The 18,046-nt window shown below is 73.5% G+C and carries 22 protein-coding genes; 18 read left to right on the plus strand and 4 right to left on the minus strand.

Annotated elements, in window-relative coordinates; translation table 11 throughout:
- Positions 1–48: 48 nt before the first annotated feature.
- The 8 genes from ACIQMU_RS27035 (at position 49) to ACIQMU_RS27070 (ending at position 5,910) form a co-directional block, all read left to right on the plus strand.
- On the plus strand, positions 49–966 hold the full coding sequence (locus ACIQMU_RS27035; RefSeq protein ID WP_402689892.1) for an alpha/beta hydrolase: 918 nt from the start codon (positions 49–51) through the stop codon (positions 964–966).
- A gap of 58 nt (positions 967–1,024) precedes the next feature.
- The gene (locus tag ACIQMU_RS27040; protein WP_352243531.1) at positions 1,025–1,279 is read left to right on the plus strand and encodes a MoaD/ThiS family protein; all 255 of its coding nucleotides are present in this window, start codon (positions 1,025–1,027) and stop codon (positions 1,277–1,279) included.
- Positions 1,280–1,289: 10 nt separating this feature from the next.
- Positions 1,290–2,861, plus strand: coding sequence for a hypothetical protein (locus ACIQMU_RS27045; RefSeq protein WP_352243532.1), 1,572 nt, complete (start codon positions 1,290–1,292; stop codon positions 2,859–2,861).
- 140 nt (positions 2,862–3,001) lie between these two features.
- Positions 3,002–3,691 carry a DUF2993 domain-containing protein gene (locus tag ACIQMU_RS27050; protein ID WP_352243533.1) on the plus strand — a complete coding sequence of 230 codons (690 nt, stop codon included), beginning with the start codon at positions 3,002–3,004 and terminating at the stop codon, positions 3,689–3,691.
- A gap of 297 nt (positions 3,692–3,988) precedes the next feature.
- Positions 3,989–4,069, plus strand: a complete 81-nt coding sequence (locus tag ACIQMU_RS27055) for a putative leader peptide (protein ID WP_350310325.1) — start codon at positions 3,989–3,991, stop codon at positions 4,067–4,069.
- Between the two features lie 163 nt (positions 4,070–4,232).
- On the plus strand, positions 4,233–5,072 hold the full coding sequence (locus tag ACIQMU_RS27060) for a sulfurtransferase (RefSeq protein ID WP_352243534.1): 840 nt from the start codon (positions 4,233–4,235) through the stop codon (positions 5,070–5,072).
- Between the two features lie 40 nt (positions 5,073–5,112).
- Complete coding sequence (locus ACIQMU_RS27065) at positions 5,113–5,400, plus strand: DUF1416 domain-containing protein (protein WP_003968135.1); 288 nt, start codon at positions 5,113–5,115, stop codon at positions 5,398–5,400.
- A 252-nt stretch (positions 5,401–5,652) separates the two neighbouring features.
- Positions 5,653–5,910: a DUF3099 domain-containing protein gene (locus ACIQMU_RS27070; protein WP_402689893.1), complete on the plus strand. Its 258-nt coding sequence runs from the start codon at positions 5,653–5,655 to the stop codon at positions 5,908–5,910.
- Between the two features lie 19 nt (positions 5,911–5,929).
- Here ACIQMU_RS27070 and ACIQMU_RS27075 read toward each other — a convergent pair whose 3' ends face one another.
- Positions 5,930–6,292, minus strand: a complete 363-nt coding sequence (locus ACIQMU_RS27075; RefSeq protein WP_352243536.1) for a DsrE family protein — start codon at positions 6,290–6,292, stop codon at positions 5,930–5,932.
- A 106-nt stretch (positions 6,293–6,398) separates the two neighbouring features.
- On the opposite strand from ACIQMU_RS27075, the gene ACIQMU_RS27080 reads away from it, so the two are divergent.
- The 6 genes from ACIQMU_RS27080 (at position 6,399) to ACIQMU_RS27105 (ending at position 11,562) form a co-directional block, all read left to right on the plus strand.
- Positions 6,399–7,256 carry a hypothetical protein gene (locus ACIQMU_RS27080; protein WP_352243537.1) on the plus strand — a complete coding sequence of 286 codons (858 nt, stop codon included), beginning with the start codon at positions 6,399–6,401 and terminating at the stop codon, positions 7,254–7,256.
- Positions 7,253–8,203 (plus strand): hypothetical protein, encoded by a 951-nt coding sequence (locus ACIQMU_RS27085; protein ID WP_402689894.1) that lies wholly within the window; start codon positions 7,253–7,255, stop codon positions 8,201–8,203. The genes ACIQMU_RS27080 and ACIQMU_RS27085 overlap by 4 nt, the downstream gene beginning before the upstream one ends.
- Entirely contained in the window at positions 8,200–9,117 is a 918-nt protein-coding gene (locus ACIQMU_RS27090; RefSeq protein WP_352243538.1) for a hypothetical protein, read from the plus strand. The genes ACIQMU_RS27085 and ACIQMU_RS27090 overlap by 4 nt, the downstream gene beginning before the upstream one ends.
- A gap of 302 nt (positions 9,118–9,419) precedes the next feature.
- A complete protein-coding gene (locus tag ACIQMU_RS27095) occupies positions 9,420–9,992 on the plus strand; it encodes an FABP family protein (protein WP_352243539.1) in 573 nt (190 codons plus the stop codon).
- Positions 9,993–10,050: 58 nt separating this feature from the next.
- Complete coding sequence (locus ACIQMU_RS27100; protein WP_402689895.1) at positions 10,051–10,587, plus strand: Fur family transcriptional regulator; 537 nt, start codon at positions 10,051–10,053, stop codon at positions 10,585–10,587.
- 9 nt (positions 10,588–10,596) lie between these two features.
- Entirely contained in the window at positions 10,597–11,562 is a 966-nt protein-coding gene (locus ACIQMU_RS27105; RefSeq protein WP_402689896.1) for a YgfZ/GcvT domain-containing protein, read from the plus strand.
- Between the two features lie 80 nt (positions 11,563–11,642).
- On the opposite strand, the gene dtd is transcribed toward ACIQMU_RS27105, so the two are convergent.
- Positions 11,643–12,092 (minus strand): D-aminoacyl-tRNA deacylase, encoded by a 450-nt coding sequence (gene dtd, locus ACIQMU_RS27110; protein ID WP_352243542.1) that lies wholly within the window; start codon positions 12,090–12,092, stop codon positions 11,643–11,645.
- A gap of 115 nt (positions 12,093–12,207) precedes the next feature.
- On the opposite strand from dtd, the gene ACIQMU_RS27115 reads away from it, so the two are divergent.
- From ACIQMU_RS27115 to ACIQMU_RS27125, 3 genes are read left to right on the plus strand one after another with little or no spacing between them, the layout of a single operon-like run.
- Positions 12,208–12,876, plus strand: a complete 669-nt coding sequence (locus tag ACIQMU_RS27115) for an ABC transporter substrate-binding protein (RefSeq protein WP_352243543.1) — start codon at positions 12,208–12,210, stop codon at positions 12,874–12,876.
- Positions 12,877–12,925: 49 nt separating this feature from the next.
- Entirely contained in the window at positions 12,926–13,912 is a 987-nt protein-coding gene (locus ACIQMU_RS27120; protein ID WP_352243544.1) for an asparaginase, read from the plus strand.
- A 24-nt stretch (positions 13,913–13,936) separates the two neighbouring features.
- Positions 13,937–15,187 carry a GNAT family N-acetyltransferase gene (locus ACIQMU_RS27125; RefSeq protein ID WP_402689897.1) on the plus strand — a complete coding sequence of 417 codons (1,251 nt, stop codon included), beginning with the start codon at positions 13,937–13,939 and terminating at the stop codon, positions 15,185–15,187.
- A gap of 27 nt (positions 15,188–15,214) precedes the next feature.
- Here ACIQMU_RS27125 and ACIQMU_RS27130 read toward each other — a convergent pair whose 3' ends face one another.
- Positions 15,215–16,051 (minus strand): ABC transporter permease, encoded by an 837-nt coding sequence (locus ACIQMU_RS27130; RefSeq protein WP_352243546.1) that lies wholly within the window; start codon positions 16,049–16,051, stop codon positions 15,215–15,217.
- On the minus strand, positions 16,044–17,105 hold the full coding sequence (locus ACIQMU_RS27135) for an ATP-binding cassette domain-containing protein (protein WP_352243547.1): 1,062 nt from the start codon (positions 17,103–17,105) through the stop codon (positions 16,044–16,046). The genes ACIQMU_RS27130 and ACIQMU_RS27135 overlap by 8 nt, the downstream gene beginning before the upstream one ends.
- Positions 17,106–17,234: 129 nt before the next feature.
- On the opposite strand from ACIQMU_RS27135, the gene ACIQMU_RS27140 reads away from it, so the two are divergent.
- Positions 17,235–18,038, plus strand: a complete 804-nt coding sequence (locus tag ACIQMU_RS27140; protein ID WP_352243548.1) for a TetR/AcrR family transcriptional regulator C-terminal domain-containing protein — start codon at positions 17,235–17,237, stop codon at positions 18,036–18,038.
- Positions 18,039–18,046 lie beyond the last annotated feature (8 nt).

An 18,046-nucleotide genomic window follows, 5' to 3' on the forward strand; every position in this document is an offset into this window, starting at 1 on the left:
ACCCGGGGGCTGCTTTGCCCGGATCCTCTTCGCAGCAGAATAGCCCACATGAGTTCCGTGTCCGAGGGCCGATTCCCGGGTTCTTCTGTTCCCTTGCTCACTCCCCCCGCCCGCCGCGCCACCTTGCTGACCGATGACGGCGTCCCGGTCGAGGCGGTGTACGAACCGTGTACGGCGGGTTCCGGGGCGCCGGGTGACCACCTGCCCCAAGGCCCGGCGGCGACCCCCGCGATCGTCGTCGCGCACGGGTTCACGGGCTCGGCCGACCGCCCGGCCGTACGTCGCGCCGCGCGGGCGTTCGCCCAGCGTGCGGCCGTGATCACGTTCTCGTTCCGGGGCCACGGGCGGTCCGGCGGACGCTCCACGGTGGGCGACCGCGAGGTGCTGGACCTGGCCGCGGCGGTGGCCTGGGCGCGGGAGCTCGGGCACACCCGGGTCGTGACCGTCGGCTTCTCGATGGGCGGCTCCGTCGTGCTCCGGCACGGCGCTCTGTACGCGGCGGAACCGATGGCACGGGCTTCGGCCGTTCGCGTGCCGGAGCGCGAGGGGCGCACGCAGCGCACAGGGGCGCATTCGGACGCGGTGGTCTCCGTCAGCGCCCCCGCCCGCTGGTACTACCGGGGGACGGCCCCGATGCGCCGGCTGCACTGGGTGGTCACCCGCCCCTCGGGCCGGTTCGTCGGGCGCCACGGATTCCGGACCCGCATCGCCACGGAGGACTGGGACCCCGTCCCGCTCTCTCCCGTCGCCTCGGTTCCGCTCATCGCCCCGGCCCCGCTGCTCCTCGTGCACGGCGACCGGGACCCGTACTTCCCGCTGGACCACCCGAGGATGCTCGCGGAGGCGGCCGGGCCCGGCGGCGCGGAGCTGTGGCTGGAGCGGGGAATGGGCCACGCGGAGAACGCGGCGGACGACGGGCTCCTGGCCCGCATCGCCGACTGGGCGACGGCGCCGCCGCCCGCGTGACCCATCATGGAGAGCTGACGCACGAGGCGTCCGACGAACCGACCGAAGGAGTGGCGCCATGGCAGCGGGGACGATCCGCTACTGGGCTGCGGCCAAGGCCGCCGCGGGCACCGCGGAGGAACCGTACGCGGCGGCGACCCTCGCCGAGGCACTCGACGCGGCGCGGAGACGGCACCCCGGGGAGCTGACCCAGGTGCTCCGGCGATGCTCGTTCCTCATCGACGGCGACCCCGTCGGGGCCCGCGGGCATGAGACCGTACGCCTTGCCGAGGGCGGCACGGTCGAGGTGCTCCCGCCGTTCGCAGGAGGGTGAACCGCAGGCCATGAGCAGCGATCAGCAGTACCCGTATCCGTACGACCCCGAGCGGCAGCCCCCGGCGTCGCCGCACTGGCCCGACGGGACGGCCGGGCAGTCGTCCGCGTCCCAGGAGCCGGCCGACTCCGACCAGGGCGCGACGCAGACGTGGCAGGCGCCGACCTGGGACACGCAGTACCAGCCGGCGATCCGGCCCGGCGGGGACCCGTACCCGGCACAGGCGCAGGGGCGAAGCCAGGCGCCCGGGCAGGCGCACGGCCACCCGGGGCGGCCGCGGCAGCCGGACCCGTACGGGACGCCGCAGCCGGACCCGTACGGGCAGCGGCAGCCCGCCCCGTCCGGGACGCCGCAGCCGCACTCTCCGTACGGGCAGCACCAGCCGTACCAGGAACCCCAGCTCCAGTCGCAGCCGTACCAGGGGCCGCATGAGTTGCAGGAGCCCCAGCTCCAGTCGCAGTCGTACCAGGGGCCGCAGGAGTTCCAGGAGCCCCAGCGGTACCAGGAGCCCCCGCAGCACCAGGCGCCGCGGGAGTTCCAGGGGCCCCAGCGCCAGTCGCAGCCGTACGAGGAGCCCGGGCAGTACCGGGAGCCCCAGCTCCAGGGCCGGCCGTCGTATCCGCACCAGCTGTCGTACGGGGCCTCGGCGGCCGGGTCCGCGCAGTCGCCGCCGCAGGGCGCGTCCGGCTCCCTCCCGCTGCCGCCCGAGGCCCCCCTCGCCTCCGTCGCACCGGACGTGTCCGCCTCCGCTCCCGAGCCCGTGGCCGCGCGGCCGGGGCCCGGGGACACGGGCTACAGCGCGCCCACGACGCTGGGCAACGCCCGCATCACCGACGCTCAGCGGGCCCGTGCGGAAGGCCGCTCGCCGGTCATCGCGCCGGGGATGCAGCCCGCGGCGCTCACCGCCGTACTCGGTCTGCTGCTCGCGGGGGGTGCGGCGATCGGGCCGTACGCCCTGCTCGTCCCGGTGGTGCTCCTCCAGGCGGTCACGGCCGCCGGCTGGTTCCGGCTCAACGGCATGTGGCCCGCCCGTCAGGGCATCGCGCTCGCCTTCGCCGGCGGGCTGGTCGCCGACGTCGTCCTGCTCGCGGCGGGCCGGGAGCACGGTCCGGCCGCGCTGCTGGGCACCCTGGGCGTCTGGGTGCTGCTGACGGTGGTGCTCCAGCTCCGCAGCCACGCGGGGGCCGACGAACGGATGTACGGCCTGATGGCCACCGTCGTCTCGGCGTCCCTGGCGGTGCTCGCCGGCGGACACCTCGCGGCGGTCCCGGACGCGGTGACGGTCGGCGGAGTGGCCGTCGCGGCGGCCACCCTCGTCCGCGCCCTCCCGCTGCCCGGCGCGGCTTCCCTCGCGGTGGCCCTGCTCGCGGGCGCGGGCGCGGGCCTCACGACCGGCAATCTGACCGACTTCGGCGCGAAAGGCGTGCTGCTCGGCCTCGCGGCGGGAGCGTGTGCGCTCATCGGGCTGCGGGTGGCGAGCTACGACTACCCGTCCCGCTTCGTGCACATGACCGCCGGGGTGGCGCTGCCCCTGACCGTGGCGGCCCCGGCCGTCTACCTGGTCGGCCGCGCCATCCTCTGACCTTCGCACGGCCCCGGCCGGCGCTCCCCGGGAACCGATCGGGGGCCGCCGGTCGTCGGTCATCAAGGGGGCGTCCACTCCTGCGGCAGCAGGCTCCCGGGCGCCGGGGGACCGATCGGCTCAGGGTGGGGAAACGACACATGCGCGCACTGCGAATACTGCTGGTCCTGGTCGTGGTGCTCGGCGGCCTCTTCCTCGCCGTCGACCGCGCGGCCGTCTGGTTCGCCGAGTCCGAGGCGGAGGACCGGGTCACGATCAGCGGTGGCGGTCCCGCCACGACGGAGATCTCGATCAAGGGTTTCCCCTTCCTCACCCAGCTCGCCGGTTCGCGGCTCGACCGGGTCGACGTCAGCCTCACCGGTATGGAGACCAGCGCCGCAGGCCGCGCGATCCGGGTCAGCGAGGTCCGGGCCGAGCTGCACGACGTGAAGCTCGGGTCGGGCTACCGGAGCGCCACGGCAGCCCGCGCCACCGGCACCGCGCTCGTCAGCTACGCGGACCTGACGGCGGCGGCCAGCGACGGTGTCGTCGTGGAGTACGGCGGCAAGGGCAAGGCGAAGGTCACCGGCACGGTCGACGTCCTCGGCCGCCCGATCTCGCGCAGCGTGCTGTCCACCGTGACCCGCGTCGACGGCCACACGATCAAGGTGCGCGCGGACGAGGTGCCGGGCGAGGGCATCCCGGGCGTCGAGGAGCTGGTCCGGAAGAAGACCGACTTCCAGGGCGAGATCGACGGACTGCCCCAGGGCCTGGAACTCCGGCAGGTCAAGGTGACCGAGAAGGGCCTGGAGATCTCGGTGACCGGCGCGGACGTCTCCCTCACGGGCTGACCGGACCGCCGCGGGCCGTGGCGGGCCGCCGTCCGCCGTGAACCGCCACGGACCGCCGCGAACGGCCGGGGGCTGCCCCGCCGCTCACGGGCCGGCCCGTCCGGCACCGCTGCCGACGGGCTGATCCGGATAGTGAGACACCCGAGTCCGGTCCGCAGATGCGGGACGGTCCCGGAGGAGCGCTGCGAAGGCCCCGGAGTGCGTGCCCCCTCCCTCCGTCCCACATCGCGGATGATCGCGTCTCATCATTCGACACGGCGGTGACATCTCCGCCCGTACCTCCCTACGATCGGACCCATGAAGCGACAGGCGGACCTCACGAAGCGGCGGGCAGTAGACCTGTGCCGCGTCGCCGCCATGCTCTGTCGCACCTTCTGAGCGGGGCGTCCGCACCGCCCCCGTCCTCCCCCGGCCCTTCGACCGTCGTCAGGGCCGGCCCCGTGCCCGTACGCGCCCCGTTCCGTGCCTCCGCGCGTACAGCCGCACCAGCAACTCCGCATCTCGCACCACCCCGCCGCAGACTGCCCCGGAGGAGAACAACATGAGCCGCAGTGACGTCCTGGTAGACGCAGACTGGGTCGAGGCCCACATCGACGACCCGCAGGTGGCCATCGTCGAGGTGGACGAGGACACCTCGGCGTACGAGAAGAACCACATCAAGAACGCCATCCGGATCGACTGGACCAAGGACCTCCAGGACCCGGTCCGCCGGGACTTCGTCGACCAGGCCGGCTTCGAGAAGCTGCTCGGCGAGAAGGGCATCGGCAACGACACGCTGGTCGTCCTCTACGGCGGCAACAACAACTGGTTCGCCTCCTACGCCTACTGGTACTTCAAGCTGTACGGCCACGAGAACGTCAAGCTCCTCGACGGCGGCCGCAAGAAGTGGGAGCTCGACTCCCGCGACCTGACCGACGTCGTCCCGACGCGCCCGGCCACCCGGTACACGGCCAAGCCGCAGGACGAGTCGATCCGCGCCTACCGCGACGACGTCGTCAAGGCCATCGGCAGCCAGAACCTGGTCGACGTCCGCTCGCCCGACGAGTTCAGCGGCAAGCTGCTCGCCCCGGCCCACCTCCCGCAGGAGCAGTCGCAGCGCCCCGGCCACGTGCCGAGCGCCCGCAACATCCCGTGGTCGAAGAACGCCAACGACGACGGCACCTTCAAGTCGGACGACGAGCTCAAGGCCCTCTACGAGGCCGAGCAGGTCGACCTGTCGAAGGACACCATCGCCTACTGCCGCATCGGTGAGCGTTCCGCGCTCACCTGGTTCGTGCTCCACGAGCTGCTCGGCCAGGAGAACGTCAAGAACTACGACGGCTCCTGGACCGAGTACGGCTCCCTCGTCGGCGTGCCGATCGAGCTCGGCCCCGCCAAGTAACCCGACCGACCAGCACCACTTCGACCAGAAGGACACAACCATGTGTGGAGCACAGGCCGGTGGCCCCGACGCTTCGACGATCAAGCCCGGTGAGACCACCATCCAGGGCAGCGTGACCCGCGACGGCGAGCCCGTCACCGGTTACGTGCGGCTGCTGGACTCGACCGGCGAGTTCACCGCCGAGGTCCCGACCTCGGCGACCGGGCAGTTCCGGTTCTACGCGGCCGAGGGCACCTGGACGCTCCGCGCCCTGGTTCCGGGCGGCAGCGCCGACCGCACGGTCGTCGCGCAGACCGGCGGGCTCTCCGAGGTCGCCATCGCCGTCTGATCCTTCACGGGGTCCACGGAGGCCGGTCCGTCCGGCCCTTCCCGGGATGCACGGAGGGCCGGTCCGTCCGGCCCGCGGAACCGCAGGCCGTTCCGGCGGCTCGCGGAACGGCCGGTGCATCCGGCCCGCAGAACGGCCGGAGGGCCGCACCCCAGGGGGTTGGACGCCACCTGAGCGGGGTGCGGCCCTTCGCGCCGTCCGGGGCTCCCGCCGGGGTGGGCGGGCGGCGCGGACCCGTCCTACGCTGGAAGCATGTACGCCCGGCGCAGGCGGAATTACCTCATCATGATGGGCGGATGCGTCACCCTCTTCGTGTCCGCCTGGGCCGTGGTGCGCCTGTGGTCCATGCCGGTCGCCGTCGGCATGTGCGTGGTCGCCATGGTGATCCCGCCCGTCGCCGCGATCGTCGCCAACCGCCGGGGTCCGGAGGACCGTTGGTGGGACGACCCCTCCGGCGACCCGCAGTCCGACGCGTGGTGGGACGAACTGGACGGCAAGAAGCGCTACTGAAGCGGCCCGTCCGGCCGGGTCAGTAGACGAGCGCCTGTGCGCCGTCCGCCATGGCCTCCTGCACGAAGACCTGTGCCCCCGCGATGCGCACGCCTGCCAGCACGTCCTTCTCGGTGATGTCGCGCCGGGCCGCGCACTGGGTGCACAGGGTGATCCGGCCGCCCGCCAGGACCGAGTCCAGCAGGTCGGGCAGCGGGGCGGCGTGCGGCAGTTCGAACTCCGCGGCCCGGCCCGGCAGCGCGAACCACGAGGACTCCCCGGTCAGCCACAGCGAGACCTCCACACCACTGGCGACGCCCACGGCCGCCACGGTGAAGGCTTGCGAGCAGCGCTCGGCGGCCTCGGGCCCGGCGGTCACCTTGATCACAAGCTTCTTCGGCATATGCCGAACTGTAATCGTCCAGGGCGCAACCTCCGTGCTGACCTGGGGGTCACTAGGGCGCGCAGGTAATGGAACCCGCGCTTCAGGTCTCTTGGGGGGACCCCTTTTGGAACAGAACGACACCATTCCCGCCGCGCCGGAGGGGTCCGTGCCCATGCCGGCGGCGCCCGCCCCCGTGCCGGCGCCGCCGACCGGGCCGCCCGCCACGGCCGGTGCGTCCGTACGCCGCCGGCCGCGTGGCCGTACGACGCTGATCATCACGGCGGCGGCGCTGCTCGGGATCTCGGGCGGGGCCGCCGCCGGCTACGGCATCCAGGCGGAGCGGGCGCCGACGCCGCTGGCCGCCCTGTCGCAGCCCGGCCTCGGCTACCCGGCGAAGCCGCTGGCCGCCGACCGGGCTCCGGCTCCGCTGCCCGCGGCCCAGGACCGGCAGGTCAGGACGGACGGCGACCTGCGCAAGCTGCTCGTCGACCGGCCCAAGGGCGCGAAGAAGACGCTCACCGGCAAACTGGGCCTCGAAGACGGCTGGGAGCCGATCGGCGACTACGCCGAGGGCTACTACGAGGACCCGAACTACATGTTCGAGTCGCTGGCCGGGTTCGGGCTGCGGCGGGTCGCGGCGGTCACCTGGCAGCAGGGGCAGCACCGCGAGACGTACGTCCATCTGCTCCAGTTCCGGTCGGGCGTCGTACTCGGCGCGTCCGCCCACTTCGACGACCAGATGTCGTACATGCCGGGCGAGGAGGAGGGCGCGGGCAACCCGGGCGATCCGATCAAGGGAAGCCGCGAAGGCCGCTATTTCCTGTACGAGGTCGAGCGGAAGGCCGGGTATCTGCCCGCCTACCACGCCAGGGCCCTGGCCGTGCGCGGTGACATCGTGCTCGACATCAACATCCACGACACCGTCCCGATCAGCAAGAAGGACATCCGGACGCTGGCCGAGCGACAGCTGGAGCGGCTGTGAACGACGACGAGACGCGCCCCGTGACCGAGCCGACCGGTCCCGCCGACGTGACCGGGTCGACCGGTCCTGCCGACACGACCGAGCCGACGGGTCCCGCCGACGCGACCGGCCCCGCCGACGCGACCGGGCCGGCCGAGACCGACGCCGCGCCCGCGCCCGACGCGCCCGCGCCTGAGCCCGACGCCGCGCCCGTGTCCCCGCCCGCACCCGGCCGAGGGCGTCGGGTGGTGCTGACCGCGCTGCCCGTCATCCTGGTGCTCGGGGCGGTGGGCGGCACGGCCGCGTACACGAAGAACACCGTGGACACCGCCGACCGGACGGTCACGACGACCGTCTGGGACGAGGACCACGCCCCCGCGGGCAAGGATCCGGCGGACGAGCCGTCCCGGGGCCGCCACGACAGCGAGCTGACCAAGCTCCTGCTCCCGGTGCCCGATGGCTACCGGCTCGGCCCGGACATCGGCCAACTCGGCAACGACAGCGAGACGAGCGGCGCCGAGGCCACCGCCGCGATGAAGGAGATGGGGCGCGGCCTGGCCGGGAAGGACCGCCGCGCGCTGAACAAGTCCGTCGAGAAGCTCCGGGTCCGGGGCATCGCGCAGCGCTCGTACGCCTCGGACGCCCATGACCTCGTCGTGAACGTCCAGATCGTGAAGATGCGGGACAAGCGAGCGGTCCGCGAGACCTATCTGACCCGCAAGAAGCTGCTGGACGGCATCGACGCGTTCCGCAAGGGGCCGACGGTCGACGGCCACAAGAAGGTCTCCTGCTACCGGCTGCCCAAGGGCGGCAAGGACGCCCTCGACGGCGTCATCTGCGTCGCGTACGACGGAGAGACCTCGGTCGCCGTGAACGCGAGCGGAACCAAGCCGTTCAGCCCGTCCGACGTCGGGGACCTGGTGAAGGACCAGCTCGACCACATCGTGTCCCCGGGGGAGTACATATGAGCGAGCAGACGGTGAACCCCGAGACGCCCGCCACGCCCGCCACGCCCGCCACGCCCGCCACGCCCGCCACGCCCGAGGTCCTGCCCGGGGCCCCGCCGGAGTTCCCGCCCGCGGTCCCGTCCGTGCCGCCCGGTGCGGCCGACGCGCCGCCGAAGCCGCCCAGGCGGGTCCTGCGCGCCGTAGCGCGGTGGACGGCCGCCGCGCTGGCGTTCGGGGTGCTCGGCACCGGCACGGCCTTCGGGATCGCCTCCCTGGAGCGGACCGACGTCCCCGGGCTCGCCACCGAGGGCGACGGCCGCTGGGACTACCCGGAGCTGTCCCTGCCCGCGCTCCCGGCGGGTTCGCCCCGGCCGTTCGGGGCCGACAACCCGGCCGAGATCCACCACGCCGACCTGCGCGACCTGCTGTTGCCGGCCCCCGCCGGAGCGGTGCCGGACAAGAAGCTGACCGGCGGCTGGATCTCCACGGAGACGTATCTCGACGCCTACCGGCCGCAGAACCGGAAGTCGGTGTCCCAGCTCTTGGAGGACGCCGCTCCGCGTCACATCGCGGCCCGCGGCTGGACCATGCCGGACGGCACGACGTCCCGGATCTACCTGGTGCGGTTCCATTCGACCGCGTTCGCGAGCCGGATGCTCGACGACCTGAACGTGGGCGCTTCGGCCGGTACGCCGCTGGACCGCACGGACACCACGGAGCTCGACGACGGCTGGGGCTCGGCCAACGACATCGAGAACCTCTCGTCGTTCGTCTTCACCGAGCAGGCGCCCTTCGGGGCCGAGCACGTCCGGCAGGCGTACACCCTGGCGGGAGACACGATCGCCCTGGTCGTGCACGAGCGCGCCGGGAAGCGGGAGACGGCCCGCGTCCCCTTCCAGCAGACGCTGATCCTGCAGAACCAGCTGCTCGCCTGAGCCCCGGGCCCGCGCCCCGCGCCCGGCACCTGGACGAGAGGACCGGGCCCCCACCCATTAGGCTGGGGGCCCGGTCCCGTCACTGCCGCCCGCTCGTCACAAGGAGCCCCCTGTGCTTGAGGTATTCTTCTCCGCCCTGCTGATCCTGGTCTGCGTGGGCGTCACCGCCTTCGCCGCGATCACCGTGAAGAAGCTGTACCAGGGCCAGCGCTGACCCTCGTCGCCCCCGGCCCGCACCCGGCCCCGCAGCGGACCGGTACCCGATCGTTCCGCCCCTCCCTCACAGATCGTCTGAGCCGCTCATGATCGAGATCCCGTCCGACCTCCACCCGGACCTCGTCCCGCTGGCCTTCCTCCTGGGCAACTGGGCGGGTGCCGGCGTTTCCGACTTCCCCGGCGCCGAGAAGTGCAACTTCGGCCAGGAAGTCACCTTCAGCCACGACGGCCGTGACTTCCTGGAGTACGTCTCCCGCACCTGGGTCCTGGACGAAGAGGGCAACCAGGTCCGGCCGCTGGAGACGGAGACCGGCTACTGGCGCATCGACAAGGACCGCAAGGTCGAGGTCGTCATGGCCCGCGACCAGGGCGTCATCGAGATCTGGTACGGCGAGCTGGCCGACCAGAAGCCGCAGATCGACCTGGTCACCGACGCGGTGGCCCGCACCGCGGCCTCCGGCCCGTACAGCGGCGGCAAGCGCCTCTACGGGTACGTCAAGAGCGACCTCATGTGGGTCGGCGAGAAGGCCACCCCCGAGGTCGAGCTGCGTCCGTACATGTCGGCGCACCTGAAGAAGGTCGTCACGCCCGAGGAGGTCGCCGAGATGGCGCGGAACCTCCCGGACATGCCCGACAACGGCATCGCGTTCTTCAAGTAGGCAGACCACCCGGAACCGTTCCTCCTGCCCGGTGCTCGCCCCGCCCTACACTGGGCGTGTGGTGAGCACCGACTGGAAGACCGATCTTCGGCAGCGCGGTTACCGGCTGACGCCTCAGCGCCAACTCGTCCTGGAGGCCGTCGACGCCCTGGAGCACGCGACCCCGGACGACATCCTGTGCGAGGTGCGCAGGACCGCGTCCGGCGTGAACATCTCCACGGTGTACCGGACCCTGGAGCTCCTGGAGGAGCTCGGGCTGGTCAGCCACGCCCACCTGGGCCACGGCGCCCCGACGTACCACCTGGCCGACCGGCACCACCACATCCACCTGGTCTGCCGGGACTGCTCGGACGTCATCGAGGCGGATCTCTCCGTCGTCGCCGATTTCACCGAGAAGCTGCGCGCCGGCTTCGGCTTCGAGACGGACATGAAGCACTTCGCGATCTTCGGCCGCTGCGCGGGCTGCACGGCCGCGGGGGCGGCGGCGGACGGGGCGGCGGATGCGGCGGCCGGCGGGGCCCCGGGCCGGACCGCCGACGGGTCCGCCGGCACGGGTGCGAACACACCGGCGAAGGGCGCGGCCGCCAAGTCGTAGGCTGGGCGCATGAAGAGCCCCCTGCTGTCCCTGCCCGGCGCCGTTCCTGCCGAAGGCCGCGACGAAGGTGTCGCGGCGCACTACGGCGACCTGTTCCGCGAGCAACGCGCCCTCGCCGACGGCAACGGCTTCGTCGACCTCTCCCACCGCGGTGTCGTCGCCGTCACCGGCGACGACCGGCTGGCCTGGCTGCACCTGCTGCTCACCCAGCACGTCAGCGACCTCGCCCCGCACCAGGCGACCGAGGCGCTCATCCTGTCCGCCAACGGGCACATCGAGCACGCGATGTACCTGGTGGACGACGGCGCCACGGTGTGGATGCACGTCGAACCCGACACCCAGGGCGACCTGATCGCCTACCTGGAGTCGATGAAGTTCTTCTACCGGGTCGAGGTCGCCGACCGCACCGGGGACACCGCCGTGGTCCACCTCCCGGCCGGCTCCATCGCCCAGGTCCCGGACGGGGTGGCCGTACGGGAGACCCCGCAGGGCCGCGACCTGTTCCTGCCGCGCGCGGACCTGGAGGCGTACGCCGCCGGCCACGGGCCGGCCGCCGGGATCCTGGCGTACGAGGCGCTGCGCGTCGAGGGGCACCGGCCGCGCGTCGGCTTCGAGACCGACCACCGCACCATCCCGCACGAGCTGGGCTGGATCGGCAGCGCCGTCCACCTCCAGAAGGGCTGCTACCGGGGCCAGGAGACCGTGGCCCGCGTCCACAACCTGGGGAAGCCGCCGCGCCGGCTCGTCTTCCTGCACCTGGACGGCAGCGAGGTGCACCTGCCCGGGCACGGCACGCCGGTGCGGCTGGCCGCCGACGGCGAGGAGGGCCGCCAGCTCGGCTTCATCACCACCTCGGCCCGCCACCACGAGCTGGGCCCGATCGCGCTGGCCCTGGTCAAGCGGAACGTGGCCGTCGACGCGGAGCTGATCGCCGGGGACACGGCGGCGGCCCAGGAGACGGTCGTCGAGCCGTAGGCCCCGGCGTACCGGGCGCGCCCGCCGCGCGCCGGTGGACGCGCCCGCGCGGCGTACGGGCCCCTCCCGGCCGCGTACGGCTACACCTCGATGATCACCGTGAACGGGCCGTGGTTCGTGAGCGAGACCCGCATGTCCGCTCCGAACCGGCCCGTCTCCACGTGCGCGCCGAGCGCCCGCAGTCCGGCCACGACCTCGTCCACCAGCGGCTCGGCGACCTCGCCGGGCGCGGCGGCGTTCCAGGTCGGCCGGCGACCCTTGCGGGCGTCCCCGTAGAGAGTGAACTGCGAAATCACCAGGAGGGGGGCATTTACATCCGAACAGGACTTCTCGCCCTCCAGGATGCGCACCGACCAGAGCTTGCGGGCCAGCTGCGCCGCCTTCTCCGGAGTGTCGTCATGGGTGACCCCGACCAGCACACACAGGCCCTCGCCGACGATCTCCCCGACGATTCCGGGGGCCGAGGGGTCGTCCGTCGCCCCGGCGACGGAGACGCTCGCGCCGTCCACTCTCTGCACCACTGCACGCATACAGACCAACCTATCTTGGGCTGAACGGGTACAGAGCACCTGCATCGGCACCGTGCGGGGTGGCACGATGCACGATGTCGGTGTGCCGACGCACCGGTCGAGGGGACGGAACAGCATGAGTACATATGGAGCCGGACAATCTCCCGGTGTCGTACCGGGCACACGTCACCGCACCAGCACCCTGCGGTCACCCGTACAGCGCGGTCTGCCGGGGCAGGGCCCCGTGCTGACGCCCGCGACGCCCACACCCGCCACCGTGCCCGAGCAGGCCGGCGGCGACGCGGGCCTCGGCGGGCTGCGGCTGCCGGAACTGCGGGCGCTGCGCCGGGACGCCCAGCGGGACGAGGCCGATATCGGCTACGTACGCCGGCTGGTGCAGGGCCGGATCGACATCCTGCGCGCCGAACTGGCGCGCCGCCGCGGTCCGGCGGCGCCGGTGGCGGGCGCGGCGGTCGCGGACGCGGCGGTGGTGAGCCGGCTCTCGGAGATCCTGGCCGACACCCCGTCCCGGCACCGCTCCTCCGCCCGGCACGTCACGCTGACGACGCCGCGCGGCGACGAGTTCCGGCAGCTCGCCGCCGAGACCCTCGCCGAGGTCGAGCTGTCCGATCTGGTCGCCCGGACGGACGAGGAACTGCACACGGCGATGGGGCGGCTCGTCCGCTACGAGCAGCAGGTGTCCCGCCGCCGTCACGAACTCCAGCGCACCGCCGACGATTGCGGAGCGGAGATCGCCCGCAGGTACCGTGACGGTGAAGCACAAGTAGACGACCTGCTCGCCTGAAGCGACCCTTCCGGGCGCGGGTCCCGCACCCCGTCCCCGGAAGGCCCCCATGACGTCCAACGACGCCCCGTCCGCCATATCCTCCGCCCCCGTCCCCGCCCCGCCCGTCCTGGCCGAGGTCGTGCGCTCCGGGTTCACGGAGGGGCACCACCGGGGGTCGCTGGTCCTGCTGGCCGCCGACGGCAGTGTGGAGCGGGCGATCGGCGATCCGGCGGCACCGGTCTTCCCCCGGTCCTCCAACAAGCCGATGCAGGCCGCCGCGATCCTGCGGGCCGGCCTCGACCTGTCGGGCGAACGGCTGGCGCTGGCCGCGGCGAGCCATTCGGGGGAGCCCTTCCACCTCGGTCTCGTGCGGCAGATGCTCGCCGAGCACGGGCTGAGCGCCTCCGACCTGCGGACCCCGCCCGACCTGCCGCTGGACCCGGTGGAGGCGGAGACCTACCTCGCGAGCGGGAACGTACGCGAGCGGATCACGATGAACTGCTCGGGCAAGCACGCGGCCATGCTCGCCGTCTGCGCCCGCAACGGCTGGGACACCGCGACCTACCTCGACCCCGGCCACCCGCTCCAGCGGCTGGTGGGCCAGGTCGTCGCCGAGGCGGCGGGCGAGCCCGTCGCGGCGCTCGGCACGGACGGCTGCGGTGCCCCGCTGATGGCGATCGGCCTGACCGGACTGGCCCGCGCCTTCCGCTCCTTCGTGCTGGCGGAGCCCGGGAGCGCCGAGCGGCGGGTGGCGGACGCGATGCGCGCCCACCCGGAGTACGTCGCGGGCACCCGGCGGCCGGACACCTGGCTGATGCGCGAGGTGCCGGGGACGCTCTCCAAGATGGGCGCCGAGGCGGTCCAGGCGGTGGCCCTGGCCGATGGCCGGGCCCTCGCCTTCAAGATCGACGACGGGTCGGTCCGGGCGCTCGGCCCGGTGCTGGCCCGCGCCCTGGAACTGCTGGGCGTGGACGCCCCGGTGGTCGCCCGGATCGGCCGCGCCCCGCTGCTGGGAGGGGCGGCGGAGGTCGGGGAAATTCGGGCGACATTCTGAGGGGCGGGTGCCTAGCGTGGGGGGATGAGCCTTGATGTGCGCACCGTCACCGCGTCCGAGACCACCGACTGGATGAGGGCGGTGGGCACCGGTTTCCTCACCGCCGGCACACCGGGCGAGGACGTCGTCGCCGACCGGCTCGCGGACGCCGACCTCTCCCGGGTGCAGGGTGCCTTCGAGGCCGGACGCTGCGTGGCGACGTTCCGCTCGTTCGCCCAGGAGCTGACCGTGGTCGGCGGGGCCACCGTGCGGGCCGACGCGATCAGCGGGGTGACGGTGACGCCCACGCACCGCCGCCGCGGCCTGCTCAGCCGGATGATGGCGACGGACCTGGCGGCGGCCAAGGAGCGCGGCGAGCCGGTCGCCTCGCTGATCGCCGCCGAATACCCGATCTACGGGCGGTACGGCTTCGGCCCCGTCGCCTGGACGGCGGGGTGGGAGGTCGCCGTGCGCCGGGCGGGATTCGACCCGCGCCGCTCCGGGCAGCCGGCGGGCGGCGGGCGCGTCGAGATGGTGGACGGCGCCGACGTCCGCAAGGTCGGCCCCGAGGTGCACGGAGCGCTGGCGGCCCGGCAGCCCGGCGTCGTCACCCGCGGCGAGCGCTGGTGGCGGCAGCGCACGGGGGCCGCACCCCAGATGGACCACGAGAAGTGGACGGAGCCCTTCTACGTGGTGCACCGCGCCGACGACGGGACGGTCGACGGCCTGATGGTGTATGACACGGACGACTCGTGGGGCGACGCCGGGCAGCCGCTGAACACCGCCACCGTGCGGGACATGATCGCGCTGAACCCGGCCGCCGAGCGGGCCCTGTGGCACTACCTCTGCTCGATCGACTGGATCACCACGGTGCGCTCGGGCCGCCGCGCCCCCGACGACCTGCTCCCGCTGCTGCTCCCCGACCCGCGGGCGGCCCGGATGGTCACGAACATGGACTGGCTGTGGCTGCGGATGCTGGACGTGCCGCGCGCCCTGGAGGCCCGGACCTACGGCACCGAGGCGTCGCTCGTCCTGGACGTCCGGGACGACGCGGGGCTGGCCGGGGGCCGCTTCCTGCTGGACGCCTCGGCCGACGGCGCGCGCTGCACCCCGACCACCCGGAGCGCCGATCTGGCGCTGGGGACGGGGGAGCTGTCCACGCTGTATCTGGGTGACGAGTCCGTGCGGCGGCTGGTGGACCTGGGCCGGGCCGAGGAGGTGCGGGCGGGCGCGGCGGCGACGGCGGACGCGCTGTTCCGCACGGGCCGGCGGCCGTGGAGCCCGGACGTGTTCTGAGGGCGGGGCGCTGTCCGGCCGGGTCCGTCAGCGCGTCCGGACCCGGAACAGGGCCCCCGAGGCGGCTACCGCCACCGCGAGCAGCCCCGCGGCCCAGGCGAGCGCGATCCAGGGGGCGCTGCCCACCTCCTGGCCGAGCAGCAGCCCGCGCAGGGACTCGATCGCCGGGGTGATCGGCTGGTGGTCGGCGAAGCCGTGCAGCCAGTCCGGCATCGATCCGGTCGGGACGAACGCGCTGCTCGGGTAGGGCAGGAACGACATGAAGAACGTGAAGCCGCTCGCCGCCTCGGGGGTCCGGGCCAGCAGGCCGATCGCCGCCGAGATCCAGGACAGGGCGACGATGTAGGCGACCAGCACGACGGCCACCAGGAGCCAGCCGCTCCAGGTGGCGGCGGGGCGGAAGCCGATCAGCAGGGCGACGCCGAAGACGAGGGTCGTGGCGCAGAGGTTGCGGACGGTGCTGGCCGCCACATGTCCGGCGAGCACCGGCGTACCGCCCACGTCCAGGGAGCGGAAGCGGTCGATGACGCCGCCCTTCATGTCCTCGCTGACGGCGGTGGCGGTGGTCGCGGCGCCGAACCCGGCGGACAGGAGCAGGACGCCCGGAACGACGTACATGACGTACGAGCCGTGGTCCGGCCCCGTGTCGATCGCGCCGCCGAAGAAGTAGACGAAGATCAGCATCAGCATGACCGGCAGGGCCAGGGACGTGATCAGCGCGTCGGTGTCGCGGCTGCTGACGCGCAGGGCGCGTGCGGCCATGACGGCGGTGTGGGTGAGCGGTCCGGGGCCCCGGCCGGGAGCCGGCGCGGGTCCGGCCGGGCGGCGGGGCGTGCTCCTCGGCTGGACGGCGGTGTCAGACATGGGCGGATGCCTCCGGGGGCGTGGGCGTGCTCGGGGTCGCGTCGGGGGTCGTGGGCGTGCTCGGCGTCGCGGTCGAGGTCAGGTGCAGGAAGACGTCGTCGAGGGTCGCGCTGTGCAGGCTGAAGCGCTCGATCTCCCGGCCGGTCGGGTCGATCTCGTCGAGCAGGGCGCGCACCTGGGCCGCCGAGCCGTCGGTGGGCAGACCGAGCGTCAGGGTCCCGGGGGAGTGGTGGACGGCCCGGCCGGCGAGTTCCAGGTACGCGGCCTTGCTCGTGAGGACCAGGTCGAGGCGGTGTCCGCCGACGCGGGACTTGAGGTCGGCGGCGGTGCCCTCGGCGGCGATCCGGCCCCGGTTCAGCAGGGCGATCCGGCCGGCGAGGCGGTCGGCCTCCTCCAGGTACTGGGTGGTGAGCAGGACCGTCGCCCCGCGTGCGGCCAGCCCGCGGACGACCTCCCACAGCTCCTGGCGGCTGCGTGGGTCGAGGCCGGTGGTCGGCTCGTCCAGGAAGAACACCCCGGGCTCCGGTGAGCCGACGAGCCCGGCGGCCAGGTCGAGCCGGCGCCGCATGCCGCCGGAGTACGTCCGGACGGGGCGGCGGGCCGCGGCGGTGAGGTCGAAGCGCTCCAGCAGCTCCCCGGCGCGGCGTCGGGCGGCGGTACGGGAGAGGCCGGTGAGCCGGGCCGTCATCCGCAAGTTCTCCTCGCCGGTCTGGGTCTCGTCGACGGAGGCGAACTGGCCGGTGAGGCTGATCGACCGGCGCACCGCGCTCCGCTCGGCGACGACGTCGTACCCCGCGACGCGGGCGGTGCCGGAGTCGGCCTCGGTCAGCGTCGCGAGGATGCGCACGGTGGTGGTCTTGCCGGCCCCGTTCGGCCCGAGCAGGGCGAAGACGGTGCCGCGTGCCACCTGGAGGTCGATGCCGTCGAGAACCCGGACGGCGGGCTTTCCGTAGGACTTGGTGAGGCCGTACGCCTCGATGGTGCGGTCGTACGCCTCGTGGGCGCGGGCGCTGCCGTCGCCGGTGATTCCGGTGATTCCGGTGGGGTCGGTCATGGGCGCTCTCTCTTCTGTGTATGCTATACGCGTTATTGCGTAAGCATTACGCATCTCTAGGATGGGGTCAAGGCGCACCGGTGCGGGGCACGGCGGCGGCGCGACGGAACGCCGGGCGAAGGGGATGCGGTGACGGACAAGAGCGGCTCGGGCGGCGGCGACCTGCCGGCCAGTCTGGAGGCGGCCTGGGGACTGCGGGACCGCCCGGCCAAGGGGCCCAGGCCCGGCCTGAGCCTGGATCGCATCGTGGCCGCGGCGGTGGGCGTCGCGGCGTCCGACGGGCTCGCGGCCGTGTCGATGGGGCGGGTCGCCCAGGAGCTGGGCGCGTCCACCATGTCCCTCTACCGGTACGTCTCCGCCAAGGACGAGCTGTACGTCCTGATGCACGAGGCCGCCGTCGGGCCGCCGGAGCCCCTGGCCGCCCTGAAGGCCGGTACGGGCTGGCGGGCGGCGCTCGCGGAATGGGCGTCCGCGCAGCGCGACCGGTACCACGCCAACCTCTGGGCGCTCCGGATCCCCATCGGCGGCCCGCCCGCGAGCCCCAACTCCGTCGCCTGGTGGGAGCAGGGGCTCCAGGCGCTGGGGGACAGCGGCCTGGGCGAGGGCGACAAGACCTCGGTGATCCTGCTGGTCTCCAACTTCGTCCGCAGCGAGGCGCTGATGATGAGCGACCTGGCGGCCGCCGTCACCGCGCGCGGAGTGACGCCCGAGGAGCTGATGGCCTCCTACGAACGCACCCTCAGGCGGCTCGTCGACCCCGAGCGCCACCCGGGGATCGCCCGGCAGCTGGAGTCCGGGGTGATGGCCGAGCCGGACGAGGCGGACTACGAGTTCACCTTCGGCCTGGGGGTGCTGCTGGACGGGGTGGAGGCGCGGATCCGCAGGGCGGCGGACCGCTCCCGCGTCGCGGCCGAAGACGTCAGGCCGGCCTGAGCCCGGGG

Origin of the sequence: Streptomyces sp. NPDC091649, assembly GCF_044756785.1 — a bacterium.
GTDB lineage: Bacteria > Actinomycetota > Actinomycetes > Streptomycetales > Streptomycetaceae > Streptomyces.